Source organism: Micromonospora eburnea (assembly GCF_900090225.1).
Classification (GTDB): domain Bacteria; phylum Actinomycetota; class Actinomycetes; order Mycobacteriales; family Micromonosporaceae; genus Micromonospora; species Micromonospora eburnea.
Genome location: NZ_FMHY01000002.1, coordinates 3,558,452 through 3,578,299, shown reverse-complemented (window position 1 = coordinate 3,578,299; position 19,848 = coordinate 3,558,452). Strand labels below are relative to the sequence as shown.

The window sequence follows — 19,848 nt, the reverse complement described above, 5'->3', positions numbered from 1 at the left end:
CACCGCACGGGCGGCGCGGCGTTGTGGTTGACTGCTGCGTGGAGGCGTTCAGGCGGCTGGTGCCCCTCCCGGTCTTCAAAACCGGTGTGGTCCGGGACCCGGGCCAGGCGGGTTCGATTCCCGTCCGTCTCCGCCAAGCAGCCCAAGGAACACCACTGCCGCCGGCGAGGCTTGCCAGGTTCCGCCTCCGCGCGGCAGGCAAGGGGGATGACCGCATGCGTGACGCCGATCCGCGGCGGCGCGTGCCGCGTACCGACGCGTTGCTCGCCGACCCGGCCCTGGCCGCCGCCGCCGGCACGCTCGGCCGTGACCGGGTCAAGGCCGCGATCGTCCGAGCCCAGCAGCACGCCCGCTCCGGCGAGATCACCCCCGATCAGGTACGCGACGCCGCGCTGGCCGAGCTGCCCGCGCCGGCGCCCCGTACGGTGCTCAACGCCACCGGCGTGGTGCTGCACACCAACCTCGGCCGCGCCCCGCTCTCCGCTGCCGCCGTCGCGGCCCTCGTCGCCGCCGCCGGGCACACCGACGTGGAACTGGACCTGCGGACCGGGCGTCGGGTCCGGCGCGGCCGCGACGCCCTCGACGCGCTCGCCGCGGCCGTGCCCGACGCGCCGGCCGTGCACGTGGTCAACAACGGCGCCGCCGCCCTGGTGCTCGCCGCCACCGCCCTCGCCGCCGGCCGGGAGATCGTGGTCAGCCGCGGCGAACTCGTCGAGATCGGCGACGGGTTCCGCCTGCCCGACCTGCTGGAGAGCACCGGCGCCCGGCTCCGCGAGGTCGGCACCACCAACCGCACCACGCTCGCCGACTACGCCGCCGCCGTCGGCCCCCGTACCGGGTTCGTGCTCAAGGTGCACCCGTCGAACTTCGTGGTCACCGGCTTCACCTCGGCCGTGCCGGTAAGGGACCTGGCCACCCTCGGCGTGCCCGTGGTCGCCGACATCGGCTCCGGGCTGCTCGCCCCCGATCCGCTGCTGCCCGCCGAGCCGGACGCCGCCACCACCCTGCGCGCCGGCGCCCACCTGGTCACCGCCAGCGGCGACAAGCTGCTCGGCGGCCCGCAGGCCGGCCTGCTGCTCGGCGCGGCCGACCTGGTCGAACGACTGCGCCGGCACCCGCTGGCCCGGGCGCTGCGGGTGGACAAGCTGACCCTGGCCGCGCTCGCCGCCACCCTGCACGCCCCGACCACCCCGACCCGGGAGGCGCTGCACGCGGACCCGGCCACGCTGCGCGACCGGGTGGAACGGCTGCGCGACCGGCTCGGCGAGGACGGCTGCAAGGCCGAGGTGGTGCCCAGCGTCGCGGTGGTCGGCGGCGGTGGGGCCCCCGGGGTGGAACTGGACTCGTGGGCGCTGAGCCTGCCCGAGCGGTACGCCGAGCCGCTGCGCACCGGCGAGCCGTCGGTGCTCGGCCGGGTGCTGCGCGGCCGGCTCCTGCTGGACCTGCGCTGCGTACCGGCCGACGCCGACGGGACCATCCGGGCGGCGGTCCTGCGGGCGGGTGACTGAGCGTGTGGGTCGTCGCCACCGCCGGACACGTCGACCACGGCAAGTCCACCCTGGTCCGGGCGCTGACCGGGATGGAGCCCGACCGGTGGGCGGAGGAACGCCGCCGGGGCATGACCATCGACCTCGGTTTCGCCTGGACCACCCTGCCCTCCGGTGGGACCGTCGCCTTCGTCGACGTGCCCGGGCACGAACGGTTCGTGCCGAACATGCTCGCCGGCGTCGGCCCGGTCCCCGCCGCGCTGTTCGTCGTCGGTGCCGACGAGGGCTGGATGCCGCAGTCCGCCGAGCATCTGGCCGCGCTGGACGCGCTGGGGGTGTCGTACGGGCTGCTGGCGGTGACCCGCGCGGACCTGGCCGATCCGGGGCCGGCCCTGGCCCGGGCCCGCAAGGAGATCGCCGCCACCGCCGTCGGCGAGGTGGAGGCGGTGGCGGTCAGCGGTACCACCGGCGCCGGGCTGCCCGAGCTGCGGGCCGCCCTGGACCGCCTGGTCGCCCGGCTGCCCGCCCCGGCACTGGAGGCCCCGGTCCGACTCTGGGTGGACCGCTCGTTCACCATCCGCGGCAGCGGCACGGTGGTCACCGGCACCCTTGGCGCCGGCCGGCTGCACGTCGGTGACCAGCTCGAGCTCGCCGCCACCGGTGAACCGGTCCGGGTTCGCGGCCTGCATTCGCTCAACGCCGCCCACGACCGGGTCGACGCGGTGGCCCGGGTCGCCGTGAACCTACGCGGGGTGCCGCGCGACCGGCTCACCCGCGGCGACGCGCTGCTCAGCCCCGGACGGTTCCACCGCACCGACCTGCTCGACGTGCGGCTCGCCGGCGACCCGGCCGCCGACCTGCCGGCCGCGCTCACCCTGCACGTCGGCTCCGCCGCCGTGCCCGCCCGGGTGCGCCCGCTCGGGCCGGACACCGCCCGGCTGCGCCTGGCCCGCCCGCTGCCGCTGCTGATCGGGGACCGGGCGTTGCTGCGTGACCCCGGCCGGCACCACGTCGCCGGCGGGGTGACCGTGCTGGACGTGGACCCGCCGCCGCTGGGCCGACGTGGGGCGGCCGTCGCCCGGGCCGCCGTGCTGGCCGGGCTGGCCGGCCGTCCCGACCTGGCCGGGGAACTGCGCCGCCGGCGCCTGGTCCGGGCCGGTGAGCTGACCCGGATGGGGGTGCCGGTGACCATCGCCCCGGTGGCCGGGGACTGGCTGGCCGATCCGGAGCACTGGCGGGCCCTGGGCGTACGCCTGGGCGAGGAGGTAGCCCGGTACGGCCGCGAGCACCCGCTGGAACCCGGCGTGCCGGTCGACGTGCTGCGCCGCCGCCTCGACCTGCCCGACCGTGCCCTGGTGACGGCGCTGCTGCGCCCGCCGCTGCGGCTGCACGCCGGCCGGGTCACCGCCGCCACGGCCGACGCGCTGCCCGCACCGGTGGCCCGCGCGGTCGAGCGGGTGCGCGCCGAGTACGTCGAACGCCCGTTCCAGGCGCCGGAGGCGCGCCGCCTCGCCGACCTCGGCCTCGGCCCGCGGGAGATCGGCGCGGCCGTGCGGGCGGGCGCCCTGCTGAAGCTGGCCGAGAATGTGGTGCTGCTGCCGGGCGCGCTCGACGACGCGCTCCGGGTGCTGGCCCGGTTGCCGCAGCCGTTCACGCTCAGCGCCGCCCGGCAGGCCCTGGACACCACCCGCCGGGTGGCGGTGCCGCTGCTGGAGCTGCTGGACCGGCGCGGCGCCACCCGCCGGCTGCCCGACGACGCCCGCGAGGTGGTCGCGCCACCCGGCCGGTGAGCAGTCGCGGGGTGGGCCAAGCGGCACCGGTGCGGGCCTCTCGTCACCTACGGTGACGCCATGGACCCTTCGGCGGTCTGGCGGGACAAGAACCACAAGTGGCGGATCGAGGCGTACCGGGCACCCGACCTGCGGTTCGCCGTCTTCGCCACGAACGGCACCACCGAGTCGGCGCCGCTGTGGCTGTTCGGGATGGCCGCGCTGGCGCGTTGGCTGATGACCCACGCGATCTCCCTGGACGACCTGGAGCAGGACTGAGGCGTCGGGCGGGGAGGGAGGGGCACGGATGGCGGGACAGCTCATCCTCGTACTGGTCCTGGTGCTGGTCAACGCGGCGCTCGCCGGCAGCGAGATGGCCCTGGTGACGCTTCGTGAGGGGCAGTTGCGGCGGCTGGGCCGGTCGGGGCGCGTCGGGGCGCGGCTGGTGCGGCTGACCCGGGAACCGAACCGCTATCTGGCCACGGCCCAGCTCGGCATCACCCTCGCCGGGTTCCTCGCCTCGGCGGCCGCCGCGGTGTCCCTGGCGGGGCCGCTGGTCGGCCTGCTGGGCTTCCTCGGCCGGGCGGCGCATCCGGCCGCGGTGCTGCTGGTGACCATCGTGCTGACCTTCGTCACGCTGGTCGTCGGCGAGTTGGCCCCGAAGCGGCTGGCGATGCAGGCGGCGGAACGCTGGGCGCTGCTCGCGGCCGCGCCGCTGGACCTGCTGGCCGCGCTGTCCCGCCCGGCGGTGTGGCTGCTCAGCCGCACCACCGACCTGCTGGTCCGGCTCGCCGGCGGGGATCCACGGGCGAGCCGGCCGGAGGTGACCGAGGAGGAGCTGCGGGAGATGCTGGCCAGCCAGCGGGGGCTGTCGGCACAGCAGCGGGAGATCCTGGCCGGGGCGTTCGAGATCGCCGGCCGTAACCTGCGGGAGATCCTCGTCGCGCGCCGCGACGTGACGGTCCTGCCGGCATCGCTGCCGGCCGCGGAGGCGATGCGCCGGCTCGCCGCCGCCGGGCGCTCCCGTGCGCCGGTCACCGGCCCGGGTGGTCTGGACGACGTGTGCGGGGTGGTGCACATCCGCGACCTGGTGGACGGCGACGGGGCCTCGACCGGCGAGCGGTCCCGGCCGCCGCTGCTGCTGCCCGGCACCCTGCCGGTCGCCGACGCGATCCGCCAGCTACGCCAATGCCACGAGCAGCTCGCCCTCGTCGTCGACGAGTACGGCGGCATCGACGGCCTGGTCACCATGGAGGACCTGCTGGAGGAGGTCGTCGGCGAGGTGTACGACGAGACCGACCGGTATGTGCGCCGGGTGGAACGGGAGCCGGACGGCGCGCTGCTGCTGCCCGGTGACTTCCCGCTGCACGACCTGCCCGACGCGGGCGTACGGCTGACCTTCCCGCTGTCCCGCGAGTACGCCACGGTCGCCGGTCTGGTCCTGGCCGGTCTGGGCCGGCTCCCGTCCAGCCCCGGCGAGCGGATACGGCTGCCCGGGCTCACCATCGAGGTGGTCGAGGTGGCCGACCGGGCGGTCCGCCGGGTGCGCCTGCGTGGCCCCGCCGCGGGCTGCCCGGAGCAGTGAGGGGGCGCCGGTGCCCGTGGCCCCGGACGGGGGAACGTCGGGCCGAAACGGCACTGACCGGCACCGACGGGACGTACGGTCCGGGACGTGAGGGAACGAGGATTGCGGACGTTCATCGCGGTGCTCGCCGGGCTGGCGGTGATCTACTTCGGTGCCAGCGGCCACCGCAGCAGCGGGGGTGAGGGCAGCGGCGTCTCCGGCGGCGTCGTGCTGCTCGCCCTGCTCGTCGCGGGACTGGTCTGGTACGTGACCCGACCCGGCCCGGCGAAGTGACGCCCGCCGGCTGACTGGAGGCCGGGTCCGGCTCAGCGGGCCGCGGCGGTGACCTCGTCCGCCGGCTCCTCGCCGAGCGCCACCCGCACCAGCGCCGACGCGAGTCGCCCGAAGTCGGCCTCGCCCACCAGACCGGCCAGTCCGCCCGGGCTGGCCGGCAGGCCCAGCCGCCGGGCCCCGCTGAGCGTTCGACGGTCGGCGTACGGGCGTAGGTCCGGCCAGACCGTCTGTGCCTCGCGCAGGAAGATGTCGGCGCCGGTCGGGCCGATGCCGGGGAACTCGACGAGCAGCCGGCGCAGCGCCGTCCGATCGCCGTCCGCCTCCCGGTGCATCCGGCGCAGGTCCCCGTGCCACCGGTCCAGGCAGAGCCGCGCGCCGGTGCCCAGCATGGTGGCGGTGCGTTCGTCGTAGCGCCGGTAGTGGCCGCGGCCGAGGGCGTCGACCCGGTCCTGCCAGCTCGCGGCCTCCATCGCCTGCGGGGTGCGGTAGCCGGCGGAGAAGAGTTCCCGGGCCGCCGCGAGCGCCACCCCGGCCCGGATCCGGGTGCTCAGCAACGTGGTGAGCACCAGCAGTTGGTAGAGCGGTCCGGGCCGGTCGGCGAGGCTGATCCCCGCCTCCTCGGCGTATGTGCGGCCCTGCCGGTCCAGCAGCGTCCGGGCCACGTTCCGATCGTTCGGCATCCCGTCGGGTTACCCGTGGCCGGCCGGGGCAGACGTCCGGCCGGGCCCGGAATGCGTCCGGCGGGAAACGGGTACCCGGATGTCGTGCGCGGCCCCACGGCCGTGCGCTCCACGGGGAGGGAGAGACTTGTGGTCAAGCCGCAGCAGGAGGAACTCCGCCGCAACGACAAGGGCGCGACCAGCCAGGACAGCCGCGAGGGGTTCCAGGTGAGCGGGCATCCGCGCAACAAGGGAACGTCCAACGCTGACGTCGGCCGGCCGGTCCCGAAGGGGCAGGTGTCGCCGTACGGCCCGGCGGGGGAGCCGGTGGCCGACGACGAGAGCGGCCGGCAGGGCCGCTAACGGCCCCGCCGTGACGGCGGCCGCAGCCTCCGCCAGGTGGCTGCGGCCGCCATTCCGTACGCGACGTGCGGCACGATGTCCGAGACCCAGTCGACGGTTCGCCAGGTGCGGGGATCGCTGACGCCCAGCACGGCGAGTGACCCGCCGGAGGTCGCCATCACCCCGCCCCCGAGCATGGCCGCGGCCGCCGGCAGCGGGATGCGCCGCCGGGCTGCCAACACACCGAAAGCGGCCCCGGCGGCGATGCCGGTGGCGTATCCGATGATGGCCCCGATGCCCGACCGCCGGTTGGCCGCCTTCTTTTCCGGCCCCAGGTTGATGTGCGCCTCGTCGGCGAGCCGCCCGGCGGTCTCGTCCGGCGTGCTGCTCGCCGGGCGCCCCCGGGTCGTGATGTCCAGGTAGGTGACGATGTTCAACGCGGCGGTGCCGACGGCGCCGGCGATGGCGCCGTCGACCACGGGCGCGGTCCTCACTTCGGGTCGCCCGGTTCGCGTTCGCCCTTCGGGCCGAACGTCCGTTCGCCCCGCACGACGCCCCGCTGGCCGCGGTCGTCCTGGAGGATCCGGTTCGCGACCTGGTTCGCCTCCTGGTCGGCGGCCCGCCCGGAGTTCTCGATCAGATCGCGCAACCGTGCCCGTTCCTTGTCGTACGCGTTGCTGCCCGGCCGTGGTCCTGGCATCCCTGCCTCCTCCGGTCGCTGTGGCTCCGCGGACCGTCTACCCGCCGACGGCGGCGCCAACCGTTCACTCCGGGGAGCGCACCACGGCGACCGGACAGTCGGCGTGGTGCAGCACTCCCTGGCTCACGGACCCCAGCAACAGCCCGCTCAGCTCGCCCCGGCCCCGCCCACCCACGACCACCAGTTGGGCGGTGCGGGCGGCCTCGCTCAGCACGGCGACCGGCCGGCCGTGTACCACCTCCCGGGTCAGCGGCACCCGCGGGTAACGGTCGGTCAGCCCGGCGAGCGACTCGACCAGGATGCGGTCCTCCTCGTCGCGCAGCCGGCTCTCCTCGTAGACCAGCGGTTGCATGTCGCCGGGCCCGCTGGAGGTGGGATGGGTGTAGGCGTGCACGGCGTGTAGGGGGGCGCCGCGGACCGTCGCCTCCTCGGCGGCGAACTCGACCGCGGCCCGGGACAGCACGGACCCGTCCACCCCGACCACCACCGGGCCGGTCGTGCGCTGCGTGCCGCGGGCCACCAGCACCGGGCAGTCGGCGTGCTGGGCGACCTGGACGGCCACCGAGCCGACCACCAGGGCGGCGAACCCGCCGAGGCCACGGTCGCCGAGCACGATCATGGTGGCGGTGGGGGTCTCGCCGAGCAGCACCGCCGCCGCCTCCCCGTCGATGATCTCGCCGGAGACCCGCAGCCCGGGGGCGGCGTCCTGGGCCTCGGCGACCGCCGCGGCGACCAGTTCCTCGGCCTGGTGCCGCAGGCCGGCGCCGGGTGGCGCCCCGACCGGCGCGGAACCGCGTACGCGCAGCAGCGGCCAGATGAATCCGTGCACCACCCGCAGCGGTCGCTGGCGTCGGACGGCCTCGGCCGCCGCGAGTCGTACGGCCCGCAGCGCCGACTCCGAGCCGTCCACGCCGACCACCACGGCCGCGCCGTTCGCCGAGTTCATGTTGCACCTCCCGCCGCCGACGCCCGCGCGGCCAGTATCGCGGCCAGCGGGGTGTCGGCGGGGCGATACCACCGGAGCCGGCTCGTGGGTACGCTGTCCGCCACCGCCAATGGAAGGGAGCCTCGTCGATGGCCGAACCCGACCAGCCGAGCACCGCCCGCATGATCGACTTTTGGCTCGGCGGCGAGCACCACTTTCCCGTGGACGTGGCCGCGGCCCGTGCGTTCGAGGGGGCGTACGGGCCCTGCGCGGCGATCTTCCGCGCGTTGCGGGACTTCCTCGGCCGGGCGGTCCGGTCGATCGCCGAGGCCGGCGTGGACGGCTTTCTGGTCTTCGGTGCGGGCGTGCCGAGCCGGGGCAACGTGCACGAGGTGGTCCCGGACGCCACCGTGCTCTACACCGACGTCGACCCGGTGACCATCCGGCTCGGCCAGCGCCTGCTCGCGGGCAGCGACCGCGCCGGCTACGGCTACGGCGACGCCACCGACATCGGCACGATCGACCCGGCGCAGCTGCACCGGTTCGTGCCGGGGTGGGGGAGGAGACCCGTCGGGGTCGTCTTCCTCGGGCTGGCCGCCTTTCTGGACGACGCCACCCTCGCCCGTACGCTCGACGAGCTGTACGAGGCGGTGGCGCCGGGCAGCTTCCTGGCCATCGACTTCGACAGCGAGGAGCTGGCCGCGTACCCGGCGGCGCTGGCGATGATGGGGCCCGCGTTCCGGATGCGCCCGCCCGCGGCGTTTCCGTCGCTGCTGGGCCGGTGGCGGCCCAGCGTGGATGGTGTGGTGCCGGTCGCCGAGTGGCGCGCGCCGGGTGAGCCCGCCCCGGTGCCGGACGCCTTCTACGGCGTGGTGGCGACGAAGCCGGCCTGACCTGGCCGTCCACCGGATCTTCTCTCGGCGGTTAACTAGCGTCCTAGGACGCCCTAGGGGTGGTGGGACACCGCACGAATGACAAACCGACAGCGCCAGCGAAACCGGCGACCCGAGCGCGGCGCGGCGGCCCGATATAGTGGCAGCGCAACTGGCCGGCTCATGATCGACGCGATCGTGGGCCGCATCGGGGAGGTCCCAGCCCGGGATCGCAAAGGGCGCCGGCGCTGACCGGCCGGCAACGCGCACGTCCGGAATCGGAGCGGCCGATCGTGGTCGGCCGCCGGGCCGTGCTGCGAAGGGAGGGTTCGGTGTCGCGTCGGCCGGCTCCATCGGAGCACCCGGCTCCCGGTTCGACGGCGGTCGTGGGGGACCGCGTCCTCACCGTGCCGAACCTGATCAGTTTCGTCCGGCTCGTCGGCGTACCGCTCTTCCTCTACCTCTTCCTGGTCGCTCGCGCGGACGTGGCGGCGATCGTCGTGCTGGCCATCGGCGGCACCAGCGACTGGGTGGACGGTTGGCTGGCCCGCCGGCTGCACCAGGTCAGCCGCCTCGGCGAGCTGCTCGATCCGCTCGCCGACCGGCTCTACATCCTGGCCACGTTGCTGGCGTTCACCGCACGCGAGGTGGTGCCGTGGCAGTTCACCGCGGCGCTGCTGGCCCGCGAGCTGCTCCTGCTCGGCTCGCTCGGGGTGTTGCGCCGCTACGGATACGGGCCGCCGCCGGTGCACTACGTCGGCAAGACGGCCACCTTCCTGCTGCTGGCCGCGTTCCCGATCCTGCTGCTGGCCGCCGCGTCGCCGCCGATCGCCACGGCGACCGCGGCGATCGGCTGGGGGCTGGCCTGGTGGGGTCTGGTGCTCTACTGGGTGGCCGGCGCGATGTACGTGCTGCAGGCCAGCCGGCTGGTTCGGGCGATGCGGGCGGGCCGCGCGGGAGCGGCGGCGTGACCACGGCGTCCGGGGGCAAGAGCCGGGACCCGTCGGCGCGCTCGTACGCGCCGGATTTCCTCACCGAGTTGTTCCGCAACCCCCTCGATCCGGGCTACGCCGCCGCGGCGGAGCGCCGCCGGCAGGTGCCGCCGTCGCGGTGGCGGCGTCTGCTGTCGCGTCCGGTCAGCCTGGTGGTGCTCGCGGTGATCGGGTTCCTGTTCACGGTGGCGTACCGGGAGACGATGGCGGAGGAGCCGAGCCGGGCTAAGGCGCGGGCCGGGTTGATCGCCGAGATCAAGCAACGGGAGGCGGAGACGGACCGGTTGACCGCCCAGGCGGACCGGTTGCGCGAGGAGGTCGGGCGGCAGCGGGACGCGGCGTTGGGCGGTTCGCAGGCGTACCGGCTGCGGAACCTGGAGGCCGGCACCGGCCTGGGCCGGGTGCGTGGCGACGGTGTGGTGGTGCGGTTGGCCGACGCGCCGCGTGACAAGAACGCGGTGACCGGCGCGGATGTCGGTCCGTCCCAGGTGTTGTACTCGGACCTGCAGAAGGTGGCGAACGACCTGTGGGCGGCGGGCGCGGAGGCGATCGCGATCAACGGGCAGCGGTTGACGGCCACGTCGACGATCCGTCAGGCGGGTGAGGCGATCCTGGTGGACTACCGCCCGGTGACGAGCCCGTACGAGGTGTCGGCGATCGGGCCGGGGTCGATGCGGGACCGGTTCGACAACAGTCGGGCGGCGGATCTGATGCGTAACGTCGCGAGGGGTACCGGGTTGTCGTTCGGGGTGAAGAAGGCGAAGGGTCTCATCCTGCCGGCCGCCCCGCAGCCGCGGCTACGCTACGCCGAGCCCTCGGTGAGTTCGAGTCCGGCGCCGTCGGGTTCGGGTGTCGCCGGTTCTTCCAGTCCCGGGCCGTCCCGCTCGGGGACGTCTCCCAGCCCCTCCGGAGGTGTTCGATGATCGCGGTGCTGGCGTTGCTCGTCGGTGTGGTGCTCGGGGTGTATCTGGACCCCACGGTGCCCGCGGCGTTGCAGCCGTACCTGCCGATCGCGGTGGTGGCGGCGCTCGACGCGGTGTTCGGCGGGGTTCGGGCGAAGCTGGACCGGATCTTCGACGACAAGCAGTTCGTGGTGTCGTTCATTTCGAACGTGCTGGTGGCGGCGCTGATCGTGTATCTGGGTGACCAGCTGGGGGTGGGCGGTCAGCTTTCCACCGGTGTGGTGGTCGTGCTTGGCGTGCGCATCTTCGGAAACGTGGCGGCGATCCGCCGGCACCTGTTCCGGGCGTAGGTTTGTGGCGATGAGCGAGGAGCACAGGGAGACGGGGACCGGTTGGCCGGAGCCGGCGGAGCCGGCGCGGCCCTCGGGTCCGGCGGGTGAGCCGGATCCGCGGCCGGACGCGCCCGATCCGGACGAGTTGAGCCCGTTGACGCCGGCCGAGCGGGAGGCGGACGTGCCGCCGGCGGAGGATGAGCCGAGCGCGTCGGCGGCCCCGCCGTCGCGGCGGTTGACGTCGGCGGGCGCGATGATCGCCGTGCTGGTGGCGTTGCTGGGGTTCACGCTGGTGGTGCAGCTGAAGACGACGTCGACGGATTCGGGTCTGGCGGCGACGCGCGAGGAGGACCTGGTCCGGATCTCGTCGGATCTGGATTCGCGGGAGCGCCGGCTGCGGCAGGACATCGCGGCGTTGGAGGACAGCCAGCGGCAGTTGCGCTCGGGTGAGCAGGGCCGGCAGGCGGCGTTGGACGAGGCGACGCGGCGGGCGGACGAGCTGGGCATCCTGGCGGGTACGTTGCCGGCGGTGGGGCCGGGTTTGTCGGTGCGGTTCGAGGGTGGCGACAAGGCGATCTCGTGGGCGCGGATGCTGGACGCGGTGCAGGAGTTGCGGGGCGCGGGCGCGGAGGCGATGCAGATCGTCGGGTCGGACGGCACGGCGGTGCGGGTCATCGCGTCGACGTATTTCGTGGACGCGCAGGGCGGTGGCCTGATGGTGGACGGGCGGCGGTTGACTGGCCCGTACACGATTCTGGTGATCGGTGATTCGGCGACGATGCGTACGGCGTTGAACATCCCTGGCGGGGTGGTCGCAGCGGTGGCGGATGACGGCGGTAACGTGATCGTTGAGGATCGTGAGGCTGTGGAGGTGTCGCAGTTGCACGCGCCGATCAAGCTGGAACACGCCCGGCCGGTTTCCTGACCGGTCGCGGCCGCGCCGGTTTCCCCCGGTGCACGGATGGATGAAGGATGCAGCTGGTGATTCCTGAGGATCTGCGGTACACCGCCGAGCACGAGTGGGTGGTCGGCGGGGACGGCGGTGCCGTCCGGGTCGGTATCACGCACTTCGCGCAGGACGCGCTGGGTGACATCGTGTTCGTTCAGTTGCCGGACGTGGGCGCGGTGGTGGCCGCGGGCGAGTCGTTTGGTGAGATCGAGTCGACCAAGAGCGTGTCGGAGATCTACGCCCCGGTGAGTGGCACGGTGGCGGCGCGCAACGAGGCGTTGGCCGACACCCCTGAGGCGATCAACACGGATCCGTATGGTGCGGGTTGGCTGGTGGAGATCACTCCGGATGATCCGGCGGCGGTCGAGGGTTTGTTGACCGCTGGTGCGTACCGCGAGCTCACTGAGAGCTGATTGTGTCGTTCCGGGCGGCGGGCTTGTCTCCGCGCGTCCGGTTGCCCTGTTTTTCGGCGCTGGCTAGGCTCGCCCAGTCGACCGAGAACCCAATAGTTGAGCGTTGTGGAGTGCGCCTTCCCGGGCACGGGGAGCCAGCCGCCGGGTGTGTGACTGCCCGGCGGCCAGACCCGCCATTACCCGACGCCGACCGAAACAGATCCGTGAGGTGGTCCCCATGACGCGGCCAGACGACGAGTTCCCCCCACTCGACGTCACTTCGACGCTCAATCTCGGTTCGCTCGACGAAGTGCTGGAGGGGCCGGACACCGATGTGGTGCCGAGCCGGATGTCCGGTTCGTTGCCGCCGGGGATGGCGCTGCTGGTGGTTCGTCGGGGTCCGAACGCGGGTGCCCGGTTCCTGTTGGACCACGATGTGACGACCAGCGGCCGGCATCCGGACAGTGACATTTTCCTCGATGACGTGACGGTTTCTCGGCGGCACGCCGAGTTCCATCGTGACGGTGGCACGTTCACGGTGCGGGACGTGGGTAGTTTGAACGGCACGTACGTGAACCGGGAGCGGGTCGAGGCGGCCACGTTGAGCAATGGCGACGAGGTGCAGATCGGCAAGTTCCGGGTGGTGTTCATCGCCGGTCCGCGTCCGGAGGAGGCCGGCCGGGGGTGAACGAGCCTGCGGCTTCGACGCCGCCCGGGGCGGCGCGTTCCACCGCGCTGATGAGCATCGGTGAGGTGTTGGCGCAGTTGCGGGTGGAGTTCCCGGACGTCACCATCTCGAAGTTGCGGTTTCTGGAGGCCGAGGGCCTGGTGGAGCCGCAGCGGACGCCGGCGGGGTATCGGAAGTACAGCTGGGACGATGTGGCGCGGTTGCGGTTCGTGTTGACCGCGCAGCGGGACCAGTATCTGCCGTTGCGGGTGATCCGTGACCAGTTGGCGGAGTGGGATGCGTCGGGTGCGGCGCCGGGTCGGCAGCGGCCGACGTTGGTGGCGGTCGGTCCCGGTGGTGAGGTGCCGGGCCGTGAGGTGGCGGAGCCCGTCGAGTCGGCCGAGGTTCGGCTGGGGCGGGCGGATCTGCTGGCTCGTAGTGGGCTCGCCGAGTCGACGTTGGGCGAGTTGGAGCGGCTCGGTGTGTTGGTGTCGGATCCGCCGGGCTGGTACGACGCGGATGCGTTGATTATCGCGTCGGCGGTGGCGGGGTTGGCGGCGTACGGGTTGGAGCCGCGGCATCTGCGGGGGTATCGGACGGCGGCGGATCGGGAGGTCGGTCTGTTCGCGCAGTTGGTGGCTCCGTTGGCGCGGCAGAGTGATCCGGCGGCGCGGGCTCGGGCGGCGGAGACGGCGCGGGAGCTGGTGGCGTTGTCGCAGCAGTTGCACGCGGCGTTGGTGCGAGTGGGGTTGCGGTCGACGTTGGGCCGGTGAGGTGTGGAGGGCCGGGTGCCGTGGGTGCCCGGCCTTCGCCGTCGGTGGGCGCGGAAAGATCTGTCTCGGGAAGCGTGTCGTAGGCTTGCCGGGGTAACCCCTTCCTGCGAGGCGTGGTGCACGTAGCGCATGGGGATCTCGTGTCGCGGTCCGTGTACCGTGCAGGGAAGGGCGCGGGTGCGGGCGTAGGTGACAACGACACGGAGGCGGCGGTGCGCGAGCTGAGCGTGGTCGGAGTTCGGGTGGAGCTGCCCAGCAACCAGCCGATCGTCCTGCTGCGGGAGGTCGAGGGGGATCGCTATCTGCCGATCTGGATCGGCGCGGTCGAGGCGACGGCGATTGCCTACGAGCAGCAGGGGGTCAAGCCGGCGCGGCCGTTGACACACGATCTGCTGCGGGATGTGCTGGCGGCGTTGCAGGCGCCGTTGCGGGCGGTGGAGATCGTCGAGTTGAAGGAGAACGTCTTCTACGCCGATCTGTTGATCGGTGACGGCGTGCGGGTGTCGGCGCGGCCGAGCGATTCCATCGCGTTGGCGTTGCGGGTCGGGGCGCCGATTCGTTGTGCCGAGCAGGTCCTCAGCGAGGCGGGGATCGTGATCCCGGACGAGCAGGAGGACGAGGTGGAGAAGTTCCGGGAGTTCTTGGACCAGGTGCGGCCGGAGGACTTCGCGGGCTGAGTGGTGGCCGGCCGGGGTGGTCGGTGTGGAGCGGCAGCGGGCGTCACGGTGGGTGACGGCTCGCTGCTGTGGGTTGTCTTCCCCTGTGTCTGTGCGGCGTGTCGCGGTGCGTCCTCCGTGGTAACTCCGGTTCGCGGCGATAGGGTTGCGGTGTCGAGGGGTGCACGTACGGGGAGATGACGTGTCGCCGCACGGGCGGGGAGGTTGTCCGGATGCACGAGCCGCAGGATCCTGGTCCGAGTACGGAGCAGCAGGCGGGTGTGGTGGGGCCTGAGCCGGGCGGTGACGGCGAGGTCGGCTACCGGGGTGTGACGGCGTGCCACGCGGTGGGCATCAGCTACCGGCAGTTGGACTACTGGGCGCGGACGGGTCTTGTCGTGCCGAGCGTGCGGGACGCGTCTGGGTCGGGGACCTCCCGGCTGTATTCGTTCCGTGACCTGGTGGTGTTGAAGGTCGTGAAGCGGCTGTTGGACGCCGGGGTGTCGTTGCAGAACATCCGGAAGGCGATCGAGGCGCTGCGGTCGCGTGGGGTGGAGGACCTGGCGGGCATCACGTTGATCTCCGACGGCACGACGGTGTTCGAGTGCCGGTCGCCGGAGGAGGTGGTCGACCTGTTGCAGGGCGGCCAGGGGGTGTTCGGCATCGCGATCGGCGGCGCGTTCAAGGAGATTCAGGGTTCGTTGTCCCACCTGCCGGCGGAGCCGGCAGGTGGCCCGCCGCCGGCGGTGGATCCGCCGGAGTCGGTGGGGGACGAGTTGGCGGCGCGTCGGGCGCGCCGTCGGGCGGGCTGAGTCGCCCCCCAGGGCGTTTTTCGAAGATCGCGTCGCGGCTGAGGCCCCGGCGCGATCTTTTGGTGTGGTGCTCTGGCGCTCCGGTGCGGGACCGGCTGCTGGCGTGCGGCGCCTGGGTGGTGGCCGGTTGCGGGTGGTGGTTCCGCTGGTCGGGAGCGCCCGCCTGGGTGGTGGACGCGCGGGGGTGGGCCCGTCCATGGTGGAGTGCGTCACGTGAACCGGTCCGGGGGGCGGCGACCCGGGAGGTTCTTGTGGACGATCCGCGCGGATGACGGGGCAGGGCACCGCCGAGGACACATGAGTGCCGGGCCCACCGTCGACGGCCCGATTCAGCCTGTGTCGTGCGTCACGTTCGGCCCGTGTCACGTTCAGGCCGCCTGCTCCCATCTGGTGGGCGTCAACAGGCGAGCCGAGGAGGACGGAACTATGAACGCACGGCAGGAGACCGGCACGGCGACCCCGCACCACGTGGTGATCCTGGGGGCGGGATACGCGGGCATGGCCGCGGCCGTTCAGCTCGCGGCCCGGGCGAAGCGGCGCGAAGGGGTGCGGGTGACCGTGGTGAACGCGCAGGAGCGGTTCACCGAGCGCATGCGGCTGCACATGACGGCGACCGGGCAGCGGCTCGCCGAGCTGAGCGTCCCGGAGCTGTTGGAGGGCACGGGCGCGCGGTTCGTGCGCGGCTGGGTGACGGCGGTGGACGCGGACGCGAAGACCGTGCGGATCGACGACGACCGGGTGCTTCCCTACGACACGCTGGTGTACGGGCTCGGCGGCGTCGCAGAGACCTCGGCGGTGCCGGGGGTCGAGGACCACGCGTACACCCTGAGCAGCGCCCAGGACGCCGAGTTGCTGGCCGACCGGCTGGCGCGGCTGGGCAGCGGCACGGTGGTGGTCGCGGGCAGCGGGCTGACCGGCATCGAGTCGGCCGCGGAGATCGCCGAGCGGCACCCGCGGCTGAGCGTGGTGCTGCTGGGCAGGCAGGAGCCCGGTGCGGCCATGAACCCGAAGGCCCGGGCGTACCTGCGCGGCGCGCTCGACCGGCTGGGTGTCCAGGTGCGTGCCGGCGTCGAGGTGGTGAAGGTGCTGCCCGACGCGGTGGAACTGGCGGGCGGGGAGTGCGTCGCCGCCGACGCGGTCCTGTGGACGAGCGGGCTACGGGTGTCGCCGCTGGCGGCCGCCGCCGGGCTGGCCGTCGATGAGCGTGGACGCATCGTCACCGACGCCGCGCTGCGGTCGGTGTCCCACCCTGACGTGTACGCGATCGGCGATGCGGCCGCGATTCGCCAGGGGTACGGCGTCATGCACGGCACCTGCCAGGGCGGTATGCCGACCGGGGTGCACGCCGCGCTGTCGATCGACCGGGTGCTCAGGGGCAGGCAGCCCAAGCCGTTCCGCTTCGGCTACTACCACACGCCGGTGAGCCTGGGACGCGGTGATGCCGTGGTGCAGTTCACCCGGCCCGATGACAGTCCACGTCGGTTCTGTCTGACCGGCCGTGCGGCCGTCCGGTACAAGGAGACGGTGACCTCATCGCCCTGGCCGACGTACGGCCGTATGAAGAAGATGCCCGCCTCGGGTGCGTTCTGGCCCCGCGGGGGCCGCTTCACCAGTGTCCGGGGGGCCAAGTGACCGGCCTGTCCGCTCAACCCGGCCAGCAGGTCTTCCACGAGCACCGGCGGCTGCTGTTCTCCGTGGCCTACCGCCTCCTGGGCAGCGCGGCCGATGCCGAGGACGCGGTCCAGGACGCCTGGATCAAGTGGTCTGCCGCGGACCGCTCGCAGGTGGCCGACCCCAAGGCGTATCTGACGCGGATCGTCTCGAACCTGGCGCTGGAACGGCTGCGCTCCACCCAGCACAAGCGGGAGACCTATGTGGGGCCGTGGCTGCCAGAGCCCATCCTCACCGGCGGGGATGCCGCCGAGGTCGTCACGGACGCCGAGTCGGTGTCGATGGCCATGCTGGTGGTGCTGGAGACGCTCAGCCCGCTGGAGCGCGCGGTGTTCGTGCTGAGGGAGGTCTTCGACTTCAGCCACGCCGAGATCGCCGAGGCGGTGGAGCGTTCCGAAGTCGCGGTGCGGCAGGCCGCGCACCGAGCCCGCGAGCATGTGCGGGCCCGGCGGCCGCGCTTCGCCGCCGACCGGTCGCGGCAGCGCGAGGCCACCGAGCGGTTTTTCGCCGCCGCGACCGGCGGGGACGTCAACGCCCTGATGGAACTATTGTCCCCGGACGTCACCCTGTGGACCGACGGTGGCGGCAAGGTCCGCCAGGCCCTGCGCCCGGTTGTGGGCGCGGCGACGGTGGCCGCCTGGTTCGCGGCCATCGGCACCGTCACCTACCAGGGCGTCGAGCCTGCCGACAGGACAGCCGAACTCGTCGAGATCAACGGTGGGCCGGGCATCCTGTTCAGCGGGCTGGGACGCGTGATCGCCACCGTCACCTTCGACTTCGACGCCGACGGTCGTATCACCGCCATCCACAACGTGGCCAACCCGGACAAACTCCGGGCCGTCGCTGACGGCAGCGCGTACGACCTCGGAACGCAGTGAACGTCGTCAGCGAGGCGTCCTCACCGAGGTGGGTCGGGGTGTAGTGGCGGTACTCCTGCGATCCCGGCCGGCACCGAGCCCGCGCGGCGGTGTGCTCGTCCGGCAGGGCGCGGGCCTGATCGCAGGAGCGGGCGAGCGCGATAGCCGGGCAGGGTTGTCTGCCTGCCCGGCTATCGCGGCGGTTGGTGACGGGAACACCGTGTCTCGTAGCGCATGCGGGGCCAGGTGAGGACCGCGCGGGCCTTGCCGGTCAGCAGCCGCACGACGGCGGGCACCGTCCGTTTGCCACGGACAGCAGGGCTGCTCCGTCAGCTGCCCACCGGTGCCGACGAAGGCTCAGCGCACGATCTGACGAGATGGTCCCCCAACCTCAATGACGGGCGTGCTGACCGGACGGTTGATGTCAGAAAACTGATAGGCCGGGCGTGACCTTGTCCGGATAGCGCGCTATGGTCCCACACGGTCGTGCTGGCGACGACGTTACGGCAACCCCAGTCAGCTGACCGGTTGGCCCCTCCGCGCCATTCGGCGCGGCCCCGTGTGCTGGAAGGAACGACCGTGACGGTTACTGAACAGACCGCGCCCTCCCACTACGAGCGGATCGGTGGCGCCGCTTCGGTCAAGGCGGCGGTGGCGTTGTTCTACGACAAGGTGCTCGCCGACCCGGAACTGGCCGGCTACTTCGCCGACGTCAACATGGCGGAGCAGCGGCGGCACCTGGCGCTGATGTTGACCGTGGTGCTCGGCGGGCCGAACGAGTACGCCGGCCGGGAGCTGGCCGAGGCGCACCAGCCGCTGAACATCTCGGTGGCGCACTACAGGATGGTCGGTGAGCACCTGACCACGACGCTGACGGAGCTGGGTGTGCCGACCGACATCATCGTGGACGTGCGGGCCGTGCTGGAGAAGGTGCGGGATCAGGTGGTGTCCCAAAGCGGCGGGACGGACGCCTGAGCGTGGACGCGGCACGGCTGAAGCAGAGCTGGTCCCTGGTTGCCGCGCACGGTGACCAGGTGCCGCTCTATTTCTACTCGGCGTTGTTCCTGGCCCATCCGGAGACCAGGCAGATGTTTCCCACGAACATGGCCGGGCAGCGGGACCGGTTGGTGACCGCGTTGGGGCACATCGTGTCCCACGTGGACCGGGTCGACAGCCTGGTCGGGTTCCTGCAGGATCTCGGCGCCGACCACCGCAAGTTCGCGGTGCGCGCCGAGCACTACCCGGCGGTCGGTGAGGCGCTGGTGGCGACGCTGCGGCACTTCCTCGGCGAGGCGTGGACCGACGAGCTGGCCCAGGACTGGACGGCGGCGTACGGGCTGGTGTCGCAGGTGATGATCGACGCCGCGCAGGCCGCCGAATCGGAGAAGCCGCCGTGGTGGGTGGCCGAGATCCTCGGGCACGAGCGGCGGGCGTTCGACCTGGCGGTGCTGACGTTGCGCCCGCAGTACCTGCTGCCGTTCACGCCGGGGCAGTCGATCGGGGTGTCGCATCCGGCGGTGCGGGCGTGGCGGTACTACTCGCCGGCGAACGCGCCGCGCGCGGACGGCACGCTGGAGTTGCACGTGCGGGCGGCACCGGGCGGCGCGGTGTCGTCGCGTCTGGTGTACGGCTGCGCGGTGGGTGACCAGGTCCACCTGGCCGCGCCGGTGGGGGACCGGTTGACGTTGTGGCCAGCCGGGTCGTCGGATCTGCTGCTGTTGGCCAGTGGCACCGGCTGGGCGCCGATCAAGTCGCTGGTGGAGCAGGTCGAGGCGGAGGGTGCCCGCCGCCGGGTCGACCTGTACCTGGGGGCCCGTTCACGCGCCGAGTTCTACGACAACGATGCCATCGACAAGTTGGCGGCGTCGTGCCCGTGGCTGACGGTCACCTACGTGGTGGGCGCGGACTTCCAGCGGCCCGGGGAGTTCACGCACGTGGTGGACCGGGCGCTGGCCGACGGGGACTGGCGGTCCCGGCACGTCTACCTCTGTGGCTCGGACGAAATGGTGAGTCATTCGGTGGGGATGTTGGCCGGGGCGGGTTACCACGCCGGCCAGCTGCACCATGAGGGTTTCGGCAAGCACTGGTACGGGCCGACGTGGCGGGCGGCGACCGCCCCTGACGATTCCGGAGGTGTCCGGTGAGCGCGAGGAGTGAGCTTGCGAGCCCCGCAGTCGCGAACGAAAGGGGAGCCCGGTGAGCGCGAGGAGTGAGCTTGCGAGCCCCGCAGTCG

Annotated in this window: 24 protein-coding genes and 1 tRNA gene; 21 read left to right on the top strand and 4 right to left on the bottom strand. The window is 73.0% G+C overall.

The window, feature by feature from the left end; genetic code table 11:
* The first annotated feature begins 40 nt into the window (after positions 1–40).
* From GA0070604_RS32470 to GA0070604_RS16165, 6 genes are all read left to right on the top strand, one after another.
* A tRNA-Sec gene (locus GA0070604_RS32470) sits at positions 41–136 on the top strand.
* A gap of 79 nt (positions 137–215) precedes the next feature.
* The gene (gene selA / locus GA0070604_RS16185) at positions 216–1,508 is read left to right on the top strand and encodes an L-seryl-tRNA(Sec) selenium transferase (protein ID WP_091118697.1); all 1,293 of its coding nucleotides are present in this window, start codon (positions 216–218) and stop codon (positions 1,506–1,508) included.
* 2 nt (positions 1,509–1,510) lie between these two features.
* Positions 1,511–3,277: a selenocysteine-specific translation elongation factor gene (gene selB, locus GA0070604_RS16180; RefSeq protein ID WP_091118696.1), complete on the top strand. Its 1,767-nt coding sequence runs from the start codon at positions 1,511–1,513 to the stop codon at positions 3,275–3,277.
* A 60-nt stretch (positions 3,278–3,337) separates the two neighbouring features.
* Positions 3,338–3,535: a hypothetical protein gene (locus GA0070604_RS16175; protein WP_091118695.1), complete on the top strand. Its 198-nt coding sequence runs from the start codon at positions 3,338–3,340 to the stop codon at positions 3,533–3,535.
* A 28-nt stretch (positions 3,536–3,563) separates the two neighbouring features.
* Positions 3,564–4,841: a hemolysin family protein gene (locus tag GA0070604_RS16170; RefSeq protein ID WP_091118694.1), complete on the top strand. Its 1,278-nt coding sequence runs from the start codon at positions 3,564–3,566 to the stop codon at positions 4,839–4,841.
* An 87-nt stretch (positions 4,842–4,928) separates the two neighbouring features.
* Positions 4,929–5,114: a hypothetical protein gene (locus GA0070604_RS16165; RefSeq protein WP_091118693.1), complete on the top strand. Its 186-nt coding sequence runs from the start codon at positions 4,929–4,931 to the stop codon at positions 5,112–5,114.
* Positions 5,115–5,146: 32 nt separating this feature from the next.
* Here the strand turns inward: GA0070604_RS16165 and GA0070604_RS16160 are convergent, their stop codons facing one another.
* Positions 5,147–5,794, bottom strand: coding sequence for a hypothetical protein (locus GA0070604_RS16160; RefSeq protein WP_091118692.1), 648 nt, complete (start codon positions 5,792–5,794; stop codon positions 5,147–5,149).
* Between the two features lie 129 nt (positions 5,795–5,923).
* On the opposite strand from GA0070604_RS16160, the gene GA0070604_RS16155 reads away from it, so the two are divergent.
* The gene (locus GA0070604_RS16155; protein ID WP_091118691.1) at positions 5,924–6,136 is read left to right on the top strand and encodes a hypothetical protein; all 213 of its coding nucleotides are present in this window, start codon (positions 5,924–5,926) and stop codon (positions 6,134–6,136) included.
* Here the strand turns inward: GA0070604_RS16155 and GA0070604_RS16150 are convergent.
* From GA0070604_RS16150 to GA0070604_RS16140, 3 genes are all read right to left on the bottom strand, one after another.
* Entirely contained in the window at positions 6,133–6,609 is a 477-nt protein-coding gene (locus GA0070604_RS16150) for a hypothetical protein (RefSeq protein WP_091118690.1), read from the bottom strand. The genes GA0070604_RS16155 and GA0070604_RS16150 overlap by 4 nt on opposite strands.
* Positions 6,606–6,815, bottom strand: a complete 210-nt coding sequence (locus GA0070604_RS16145) for a phosphatidylethanolamine-binding protein (protein ID WP_091118689.1) — start codon at positions 6,813–6,815, stop codon at positions 6,606–6,608. The genes GA0070604_RS16150 and GA0070604_RS16145 overlap by 4 nt, the downstream gene beginning before the upstream one ends.
* 64 nt (positions 6,816–6,879) lie before the next feature.
* On the bottom strand, positions 6,880–7,761 hold the full coding sequence (locus tag GA0070604_RS16140) for a universal stress protein (RefSeq protein ID WP_091118688.1): 882 nt from the start codon (positions 7,759–7,761) through the stop codon (positions 6,880–6,882).
* 128 nt (positions 7,762–7,889) lie between these two features.
* On the opposite strand from GA0070604_RS16140, the gene GA0070604_RS16135 reads away from it, so the two are divergent.
* From GA0070604_RS16135 to GA0070604_RS16070, 14 genes are all read left to right on the top strand, one after another.
* On the top strand, positions 7,890–8,633 hold the full coding sequence (locus GA0070604_RS16135; RefSeq protein WP_091118687.1) for an SAM-dependent methyltransferase: 744 nt from the start codon (positions 7,890–7,892) through the stop codon (positions 8,631–8,633).
* Positions 8,634–8,944: 311 nt separating this feature from the next.
* The gene (gene clsA / locus GA0070604_RS16130) at positions 8,945–9,583 is read left to right on the top strand and encodes a cardiolipin synthase ClsA (RefSeq protein ID WP_091127174.1); all 639 of its coding nucleotides are present in this window, start codon (positions 8,945–8,947) and stop codon (positions 9,581–9,583) included.
* A complete protein-coding gene (locus tag GA0070604_RS16125; RefSeq protein ID WP_091118686.1) occupies positions 9,580–10,527 on the top strand; it encodes a DUF881 domain-containing protein in 948 nt (315 codons plus the stop codon). Before clsA ends, GA0070604_RS16125 begins: the two co-directional genes overlap by 4 nt.
* A complete protein-coding gene (locus tag GA0070604_RS16120) occupies positions 10,524–10,856 on the top strand; it encodes a small basic family protein (protein ID WP_091118685.1) in 333 nt (110 codons plus the stop codon). Before GA0070604_RS16125 ends, GA0070604_RS16120 begins: the two co-directional genes overlap by 4 nt.
* A gap of 10 nt (positions 10,857–10,866) precedes the next feature.
* Entirely contained in the window at positions 10,867–11,763 is an 897-nt protein-coding gene (locus tag GA0070604_RS16115; protein ID WP_091118684.1) for a DUF881 domain-containing protein, read from the top strand.
* Positions 11,764–11,819: 56 nt separating this feature from the next.
* A complete protein-coding gene (gcvH, locus tag GA0070604_RS16110) occupies positions 11,820–12,200 on the top strand; it encodes a glycine cleavage system protein GcvH (RefSeq protein ID WP_091127173.1) in 381 nt (126 codons plus the stop codon).
* 217 nt (positions 12,201–12,417) lie between these two features.
* Positions 12,418–12,867 carry an oxoglutarate dehydrogenase inhibitor Odhl gene (gene odhI / locus GA0070604_RS16105; protein WP_046570336.1) on the top strand — a complete coding sequence of 150 codons (450 nt, stop codon included), beginning with the start codon at positions 12,418–12,420 and terminating at the stop codon, positions 12,865–12,867.
* A gap of 50 nt (positions 12,868–12,917) precedes the next feature.
* Complete coding sequence (ftsR, locus tag GA0070604_RS16100; RefSeq protein WP_208602290.1) at positions 12,918–13,619, top strand: transcriptional regulator FtsR; 702 nt, start codon at positions 12,918–12,920, stop codon at positions 13,617–13,619.
* A 212-nt stretch (positions 13,620–13,831) separates the two neighbouring features.
* The gene (locus GA0070604_RS16095) at positions 13,832–14,296 is read left to right on the top strand and encodes a bifunctional nuclease family protein (RefSeq protein WP_091118682.1); all 465 of its coding nucleotides are present in this window, start codon (positions 13,832–13,834) and stop codon (positions 14,294–14,296) included.
* 212 nt (positions 14,297–14,508) lie between these two features.
* A complete protein-coding gene (locus GA0070604_RS16090; RefSeq protein ID WP_244161931.1) occupies positions 14,509–15,087 on the top strand; it encodes a MerR family transcriptional regulator in 579 nt (192 codons plus the stop codon).
* Between the two features lie 426 nt (positions 15,088–15,513).
* The gene (locus GA0070604_RS16085; protein WP_091118680.1) at positions 15,514–16,719 is read left to right on the top strand and encodes an NAD(P)/FAD-dependent oxidoreductase; all 1,206 of its coding nucleotides are present in this window, start codon (positions 15,514–15,516) and stop codon (positions 16,717–16,719) included.
* On the top strand, positions 16,716–17,636 hold the full coding sequence (locus GA0070604_RS16080; protein WP_091118679.1) for an RNA polymerase sigma-70 factor: 921 nt from the start codon (positions 16,716–16,718) through the stop codon (positions 17,634–17,636). The genes GA0070604_RS16085 and GA0070604_RS16080 overlap by 4 nt, the downstream gene beginning before the upstream one ends.
* A 558-nt stretch (positions 17,637–18,194) precedes the next feature.
* Entirely contained in the window at positions 18,195–18,590 is a 396-nt protein-coding gene (locus GA0070604_RS16075) for a group I truncated hemoglobin (RefSeq protein ID WP_091118678.1), read from the top strand.
* 2 nt (positions 18,591–18,592) lie between these two features.
* The gene (locus GA0070604_RS16070; RefSeq protein ID WP_091118677.1) at positions 18,593–19,759 is read left to right on the top strand and encodes a globin domain-containing protein; all 1,167 of its coding nucleotides are present in this window, start codon (positions 18,593–18,595) and stop codon (positions 19,757–19,759) included.
* Positions 19,760–19,848: the final 89 nt, after the last annotated feature.